This window comes from Pseudomonas sp. LFS044 (assembly GCF_047978245.1).
In the GTDB taxonomy this organism is placed as follows: Bacteria; Pseudomonadota; Gammaproteobacteria; order Pseudomonadales; family Pseudomonadaceae; genus Aquipseudomonas.
Map to the genome: position 1 here is coordinate 68235 of NZ_JBFPFX010000032.1, position 7619 is coordinate 75853.

Sequence of the window (7619 nt, forward strand, 5' to 3'; positions counted from 1 at the left end):
CGCGCCGCATACCCTGTAGGAGCCGGCTTGCCGGCGATGGGCTGCAGGGCAGCCCCTGGGCATCAGAAACTGTACTTGGCCGTCAGCATCATGTTGCGCGGTGCACCCCAGGTGTCGCCGGCATAGCTCACCGAGTTGGCCACAGCCGAATAGAACTTGCGGTCGAACACGTTGTTGGCGTTGAGCTGCAAGTCCAGATGCTTGTTGACCTGATAACCGGCCATCAAGTCGGTAACCGCATACGAGCCCTGGATCAGGCGGTATTCGCTGCCATCGGCCACGGTGAAGTCGTTGTAGATGCGGCTCTGCCAGGCGATATTGCCACCAATGCGCAGTTTCTCCAGCGGGCCTTCGAAGCGGTAGGTGGTGGTCAGTTTGAACATGTGCTCCGGCGTGTCGGTGTCGAAGCGCTGGTTCACGTTACCTGGGTTGGCGGCGTCCTTGATGGTGTGGGCACGGGCGTAGGTGTAGCCGGCACCGACCTGCCAGTTGCGGGTCAGCGCACCTTGCAGTTCCATGTCGATACCCTGGCTGCGCACTTCGCCGGAAGCGACGTAGCAGTTGGTCGGGTCGCTGCAGCTCGCCAGGTCCGTCTGCGAGACGGCGCGGTTTTCCTGATCGATACGGAACAGCGCCACGCTGGCGTTCAACGCGCCGTCGAAGTACTCGCCCTTCACGCCGATTTCGTAGTTCTTGCCGTCGATCGGCTTGACCGGGCTGCCGGAGGCGTCCTTGTAGCTCTGCGGGTTGAAGATGTCGCTGTAGCTGACGTACACCGAATGGTGATCGTCCAGGTCGTAGATCAGCCCGGCAAAGCGGGTGACATTGCGGGTGACCTTGTAGTCGGCGGTGGCGCTTTCCTTGTTGTCGTAGTCGTACCAGTCCAGGCGGCCGCCGAGGATCAGTTTCAGCGGGTCAGCCAGGCTCAGGCGGGTGGTCATGTACACGCCTTCCTGGGTGGTGACTTCGCGGGTGTTGCCGGTGTGCACGAAGTTCGGCTTGCCGGCATTGAGCGGCCAGTTCGTGTCGTACGGGCTGTAGTCGCGCGTGTCCATATCGTAGATGCGCTTGCTGGCGCCGACTACCAGCTCGTGGGTGCGGCCGAAGGCTTCGAACGGCCCGCTGACGAAGCCGTCGACGCCGGCCTGGTTTTCCTGGTGCTTGGACTGGTATGCGGTGCGCGACAGCGGCGCATCCAGCCCAGCCCAGCGCGACTGGTAAGAGCCGGTAAAGGTGGCGTCCTGCTGGGAATAGTTGGCGTTGACCTGCAGTTTCCAGTCATTGGCCAGGCGCTGGCGCACTTCAGCGAAGACGGTGTTGATCTCCTGGTCCTTGTTCTCCCAGTCGCTGCCCGGGTTGTAGGAACGCGAGAAGCCCATGTGATGGCCGTCCAGCGCTGTGGGCATGGCGCCCCAGAAGTAATTGGTCTTGTCCTTCTGGTGGGAAAAACCGAGGGTCAGCGTGGTGTCTTCCGACAAGTCCGCCTCGGTCACGGCGTAGAACAGGCCGTGGTCTTCTTCCACATCATCGATGTAACTGTTGGCATCGCGGTACGACGCCACCACTCGGCCGCGCAGGGTGCCGCTGTCGTTGAGCGGGCTGGAGGCATCGATTTCGCCGCGGTAGTTGTCCCAGCTGCCAGCGGCACCGGTGAGGGTGACTTTCTGTTCAGCCAACGGGCGCTTGCGCACCAGGTTGATCGCCGCCGACGGGTTGCCGGAGCCGGTCACCAGGCCGGTGGCACCGCGCACGATCTCGACACGGTCGAACATGGCCAAGTTGGGCTGTGCCCCGACTGTCCAGCCTTGGTAGCCACTCGGGATGCCGTCGTACATCAGGTTGTCGATGTCGAAACCGCGCGAAGAATACGCCTGCCGCCCAGGGCCGTTGGAATAGTCGAGGTACAGCCCCGGCGTTGCCTTGACCACGTCGTTGATGCTGGTCATCGCCTGGTCGTCCATGCGCTGGCGGGTCATCACTGTCACCGCTTGAGGCGTTTCACGCAGGCTCAGCGGCAGCTTGGTGGCGGTGGACATGGAACCGGTGGTGTAGGACTGCGAGCCCTCGGTGGTGCTGCCCAGCTGGTTGGAGCTGATCTCTGTGGCGCCCAGTTCCAACGTAACGGGCTGGTCGTCTTCGGCCAGGGCCGGTGTGACGATGGCCATGCACACGGCCATGGCGAGCAGATTGCGAGCTGGGAGGGTGCGCGTGGGCGCGAAAGACGACGGCATGAGGGGCGGGTTCCTGTACTTGCTAAACGTTATTCAAAGTGTTTATGAGAACGATTAACAATAAGTTTGTCAGGATTTGTCGCACCGTGAAAGTCTGGTATGCCAATTTTTTTACATTTTTTTCACATTCAGAGCGCGCAGTAGAGCAGCTGCGGTCTGCGGCACCCCTTCAGGGCGTCGGACGGGTGATCTGCTTGCCGCGCTGACCGGCGACTTCAACGGCCTGGCCATCGCGTTGCTTGCCCTGGCGCGCCAACCCCTCCAGCTGTGGGATCAGCATGCCCTCTGGCAAGTGCCGCCAGAAGCGCCCGGGCATGTGCATGCGCAAGGCATCCGGGTTGAGGCGGGCAGGGTTGAAGGTATGGCGGTAGTAGGTGCGCCACAACTCCGCACCAGGATCATCGGCATTGCGCGCCCATTGGCGCCAATCTTCCGGGCAAACACGCCGATAATCGAAAGCCTGGCCATCAAAGCGAATGCCGTCCTGCGGGGTGGCGATCAACCAGCGCTGGCGCCCCAGGCGGTCTGCGAAATGTGCGCTGGCACTCTGCAGAATGTCATGGGCCGGGTCGTGGTAGGCCACCAGGTCAAGTTGCAACCGCTCTGCCAGTGCGCCCGGTAGCGGCACGAAACGGACGAAAGCGTGCAGGTGGTGCGCTTCTCGGCTGACTTGCTTGACGCGCCGGTGCAGTTCGCTGCCCAGACGGTCGCCGGCAAGCATCGCCGTGCGGTCGCCGTGGGCGACGCGCCAGAGCACTTCGTACAGCAGGTTCCAGCGTTGCTCGCCACGGTAGCGAGCCGCCTGTTCCAGCAGGCTCAACAGCGCCGCCGGCACTTTGGCGCGAAACGGGCCGGGCCCGTCGGGCAGTGCCGTCGGCACCGCCAGCAGGTCGTCGATCGGGCCCTGTGCCCAGCTCACCTCAGCGGGGTCGATGCCATGGCCGAGCAGCGTGCGGGCCTGGTCGCGCCAGGTGGCGAACAGGTCGTTGCACTCGAGCGCGATCATCCCCACAAGCCCATCTGCAAGGGCGCTTGCGGCTCACGCAGGCGCGCGCGCAGCAGGCCGCTGCGTAGCTCCCCTTCGGCGGGGCGGTAGTCGCTGGTGATGATGAACGGCCGCGCCTTGTCGAGTACGCAGCGCAGCTGGATCAGGTCGTCGTAGCGCACTCGCCGCTCACGGCGCAGCGCTACCAGCCGTTGCACACTGCGCAGGCCGATACCGGGGATGCGGGCCAGCAACGCAGCGTCGGCGCGGTTCACATCCAGTGGGAACACCTCACGGTTGGCCAGTGCCCAGGCGAGCTTGGGGTCGATGTCCAGCGCCAGATTGCCTACCTCGCCAAGCAGCTCGCCGGCCTTGTAGCCATAGCCGCGCAACAGGAAGTCGGCCTGGTACAGCCGGTGCTCGCGCAGCAGCGGCGGGGCGGCCAGCGGCACGCTGCCAGGGCTGTCGGGGATCGGGCTGAAGGCCGAGTAATACACGCGCTTCAGGCCGTAGCCCTGGTACAGCGATTCGGCATTGCGCAGCAGTGTGCTGTCGTCGGTGGCATCGGCCCCGACGATGACCTGGGTGCTTTGCCCGGCCGGCGTGAAGCGCGGTGCTTTGGGTTCGCCTGCTACGGCTTGCTGGCCCCGATGAATAACGCCCATGGCCAGGCGAATGGTGTGCGCTTGTTTTTCCGGGGCCAGGCGCTTGAGGCTGGCGTCGGTGGGCAGTTCGATGTTGACACTGAGGCGGTCGGCCAGGCGCCCGGCTTCCTCGATCAGCAGCGGGTCGGCGTCGGGGATGGTCTTGAGGTGGATGTAGCCGCGAAAGTTGTGCTCCTCCCGCAGCAGGCGGGCGACGCGGATCAACTGCTCCATGGTGTAGTCGGCCGAGCGGATGATGCCGGAACTGAGGAACAGGCCGCTGATGCAGTTGCGCCGGTAGAAATCCAGGGTCAGGCGCACCACCTCTTCAGGCGTGAAGCGCGCCCGCGGCACGTTGCTGGAGCGGCGGTTGACGCAGTACTGGCAGTCGTACAAGCAGAAGTTGGTCAACAGCACCTTGAGCAGGGACACGCAACGACCGTCGGGGGTGTAGCTGTGGCAGATGCCCATGCCATCGGTGGCGCCCAGGCCCTCGCTGCCGCGCGAGCTGCGTTTGGGCGCGCCGCTGCTGGCGCAGGACGCGTCGTACTTGGCGGCGTCGGCAAGAATCCCGAGCTTGGCGATAAGTTGCATGAGGCTGTCTCGCTGTACTGATTATTCATACAGTATTTTGAGATCGGGTTGATTGCAATAGCGGGTGATCAACGGCGCTTGCGCAAGGCCGATACCCGAGCAAATCCGTCAGCTAAGCTTGTGCTGGACTTTACCGATAGCTGCGGGAGACAACATGAACATCACGCACAAGTCAAAGCTTGCCCTGGCCGGCCTGACGCTGGCTTTCGGCATGCTCAACGTCCAGGCCGCCGAGAGCAAAAAGGTCGATGTGCTGTTGGTGGGCGGGGGCATCATGAGTGCTACCCTGGCCGTCTGGCTCAACGAGCTGGAGCCAGGCTGGTCGATGCAGATGGTGGAACGGCTGGACAAGGTGGCCGAAGAAAGCTCCAACGGCTGGAACAACGCCGGTACCGGCCACTCGGCCTTGGCAGAGCTCAACTACACCCCGGAAAAGGACGGCAAGATCGACATCACCAAGGCGGTGGAGATCAACGAATCGTTCCAGATTACCCGTCAGTTCCTGGCCTGGCAGGTCAAGCAGGGGGTATTGAAAGACCCCCATTCCTTCATCAATACCACCCCGCACATGAGCTTTGTGTGGGGCGATGACAACATCCGTTTCCTGAAGAAACGCTACGAGGCGTTGCAGGCCAGCCCGCTGTTCAAGCCCATGCAGTACTCAGAAGACCCTGCGCAGATCGCCAAGTGGGTGCCGCTGATGATGGAGGGCCGCGACCCCAACCAGAAGCTGGCGGTGACCTGGACGCCGATCGGCACGGACGTCAACTTTGGTGAGATCACCCGCCAGTACGTGGGCTACCTGAAGACCCGGCCGAATTTCGACCTGAAGTTGTCCAGCGAGGTCGAGAACATCACCCGCAACGATGATGGCTCCTGGCACGTGGAGTACAAGAACCTCAAGGATGGCAACAAGGCCAGCACCGACGCCAAGTTCCTGTTCGTCGGCGCTGGCGGCGCGGCGCTGCCGTTGCTGCAGAAGTCGGGCATCGATGAGGCCAAGGACTATGCCGGTTTCCCGGTGGGCGGCTCGTTCCTGGTTACCGACAATCCGGCCCTTGCCCAGCGGCACATGGCCAAGGCGTACGGCATTGCCGCAAGCGGCGCGCCGCCCATGTCGGTACCGCACCTGGACACCCGCGTGCTGGACGGCAAGCGGATGATCCTGTTCGGGCCCTTCGCGACCTTCTCCACCAAGTTCCTCAAGCAGGGCTCGCTGCTGGACCTGTTCGCCAGCGTCAGCGTGCACAACACCTGGCCGATGGTGCGTGTGGGCGTGCGTGAGTTCGACCTGGTGCAGTACCTGGTCGGCCAAGTGCTGCAATCGGACGACGACCGCTTCGAAGCGTTGCGCACATACTTCCCGCAAGCGAAGAAAGAAGACTGGCGCCTGTGGCAGGCCGGGCAGCGGGTGCAGATCATCAAGAAAGACGACAGCCAGGGCGGCGTGCTCAAGCTGGGCACGGAAGTGGTGACCTCCAAGGACGGCAGCATCGCCGGCCTGCTCGGCGCCTCGCCAGGTGCCTCGACTGCGCCACCGATCATGCTCGATGTGATCAACAAGGTGTTCAAGGACAAGGTGGCGTCGCCGCAGTGGCAAGCCAAGATCAAGCAGATCATCCCGTCCTATGGCATGCGCCTGAACGACCATCCCGATGAGGTGCAGAAGGAGTGGGCATATACCAATGAGGTACTGCAGTTGAACCCGGCAGGCACCGGGGCGGTGCAGTAGCTGTCAGTGCTTGCGCCACTGCAGGGCCCGTCGCCGGTTTGATGGCGATGGGCTCGAGCTTGTGGAGTAGGTCAAATCTCAATGCCGTTCGATCAGCACATCTAAACTTACAAATAGCCCGCCGCTGCTCTCATGCCGCGGGCCCTCACCATTCATCCGACCACCGCTACCCCGGACCGGACATCCCTCGCTGACGGTGGCCTTCTTGCAGAGGAGGGCAGGTCATGGACGAGGCAAGGCTCCACGATTTCATGGGCAAGCTGGTGGGCGACATGGGCGCTGCGGCGACCCTGGCCAATGTGATTCTCGGTGATGAGCTGGGCTTGTACCGGGCCATGGCCGACAGCCAGCCGACCACCCCCGAGGCGCTCGCGGCCAGGACCGGCTGCCACCCACGGCTGGTGCGCGAATGGCTCAACGCCCAGGCGGCGTCGGGTTACATGATCCATGAGCAGGGCAGTTTCGTGCTGCCCGAGGAACAGGCCATGGCATTGGCGCTGGAGGACTCACCGGCCTATATGGCTGGCGGCGCGGCGGTTGTGGCCGCGCTGTTTCATGACAAGGACAAGCTGGTGGCGGCGATGCGCGGTGATGGCGGGCTGGCCTGGGGCGACCACCACCCGTGCATGTTCAGCGGCACCGAGCGGTTCTTTCGGCCCGGTTACCGCACCTTTCTGGTGGCTGACTGGCTACCAGCGCTCGATGGCGTGGTTGGCAAGCTCGCGGCCGGCGCCAAGGTGGCGGATGTCGGCTGCGGGCATGGCGCTTCGACGCTGGTCATGGCCCAGGCGTTTCCGGCATCGACGTTCGTCGGCTACGACTATCACGCGCCGTCCATTGCCACGGCGCGTGAGCGCGCCCTCGAGGCTGGGGTGGCGGAGCGGGTGAGCTTCCAGCAAGCGTCGGCCAAGGATTACCCAGGCTTTGACCATGACCTGGTGTGCTTCTTCGATTGCCTGCACGACATGGGTGACCCGGTTGGCGCGGCCCGGCATGCGTATCGGGCGTTGAAACCGGACGGCACGGTGATGTTGGTGGAACCCTATGCCGAGGATTCACTGGACGGCAACCTGACACCCGTCGGGCGCTTGTTCTACGCCGCTTCGACGTTTATCTGCACGCCGAACTCGCTGTCCCAGGAAGTCGGGTTGGGCTTGGGGGCGCAGGCCGGGGAGGCGCGCCTGCGGGCAGTGTTCGAGGAGGCGGGGTTCAGGCAGTTCCGGCGAGCGACGCAGACGCCGTTCAACTTGATTCTGGAGGCCCGTAAATAAAGGCCTGCAAAAGCAGAAAGGGCGCCTTGCTGGCGCCCTTTCTGTTGCTGCTGTCCCGTCCTGAATAAGGTTTACACCTCCCATCCCGAATTTCCGGAGAGTCAGATGGAGCAAGGTGTAAAGCGCACACAGCGAGATTACTCACTGTCTTTTAAATTGGCG

The 7619-nt window shown here is 63.3% G+C and carries 5 protein-coding genes; 2 read left to right on the forward strand and 3 right to left on the reverse strand.

The window, feature by feature from the left end; genetic code table 11:
• Nucleotides 1-62 precede the first annotated feature (62 nt).
• From ACNQPL_RS22785 to ACNQPL_RS22795, 3 genes are all read right to left on the reverse strand, one after another.
• Nucleotides 63-2231, reverse strand: coding sequence for a TonB-dependent siderophore receptor (locus ACNQPL_RS22785; RefSeq protein ID WP_416467972.1), 2169 nt, complete (start codon nucleotides 2229-2231; stop codon nucleotides 63-65).
• Between the two features lie 169 nt (nucleotides 2232-2400).
• Complete coding sequence (locus ACNQPL_RS22790) at nucleotides 2401-3243, reverse strand: TIGR03915 family putative DNA repair protein (protein WP_416467973.1); 843 nt, start codon at nucleotides 3241-3243, stop codon at nucleotides 2401-2403.
• A complete protein-coding gene (locus ACNQPL_RS22795; RefSeq protein WP_416467974.1) occupies nucleotides 3234-4454 on the reverse strand; it encodes a putative DNA modification/repair radical SAM protein in 1221 nt (406 codons plus the stop codon). The genes ACNQPL_RS22790 and ACNQPL_RS22795 overlap by 10 nt, the downstream gene beginning before the upstream one ends.
• A 154-nt stretch (nucleotides 4455-4608) precedes the next feature.
• On the opposite strand from ACNQPL_RS22795, the gene mqo reads away from it, so the two are divergent.
• Entirely contained in the window at nucleotides 4609-6186 is a 1578-nt protein-coding gene (gene mqo / locus ACNQPL_RS22800; RefSeq protein WP_387529527.1) for a malate dehydrogenase (quinone), read from the forward strand.
• Between the two features lie 224 nt (nucleotides 6187-6410).
• Nucleotides 6411-7457 carry a class I SAM-dependent methyltransferase gene (locus tag ACNQPL_RS22805; protein WP_416467975.1) on the forward strand — a complete coding sequence of 349 codons (1047 nt, stop codon included), beginning with the start codon at nucleotides 6411-6413 and terminating at the stop codon, nucleotides 7455-7457.
• Nucleotides 7458-7619 lie beyond the last annotated feature (162 nt).

Excerpts from the sequence above, each read along its gene's own strand:
- ACNQPL_RS22785 (WP_416467972.1), bottom strand. The coding sequence starts at position 2,231 with ATGCCGTCGTCTTTCGCGCCCACGCGCACCCTCCCAGCTCGCAATCTG.
- ACNQPL_RS22795 (WP_416467974.1), bottom strand. The coding sequence starts at position 4,454 with ATGCAACTTATCGCCAAGCTCGGGATTCTTGCCGACGCCGCCAAGTAC.
- mqo (WP_387529527.1), top strand. The coding sequence starts at position 4,609 with ATGAACATCACGCACAAGTCAAAGCTTGCCCTGGCCGGCCTGACGCTG.
- ACNQPL_RS22805 (WP_416467975.1), top strand. The coding sequence starts at position 6,411 with ATGGACGAGGCAAGGCTCCACGATTTCATGGGCAAGCTGGTGGGCGAC.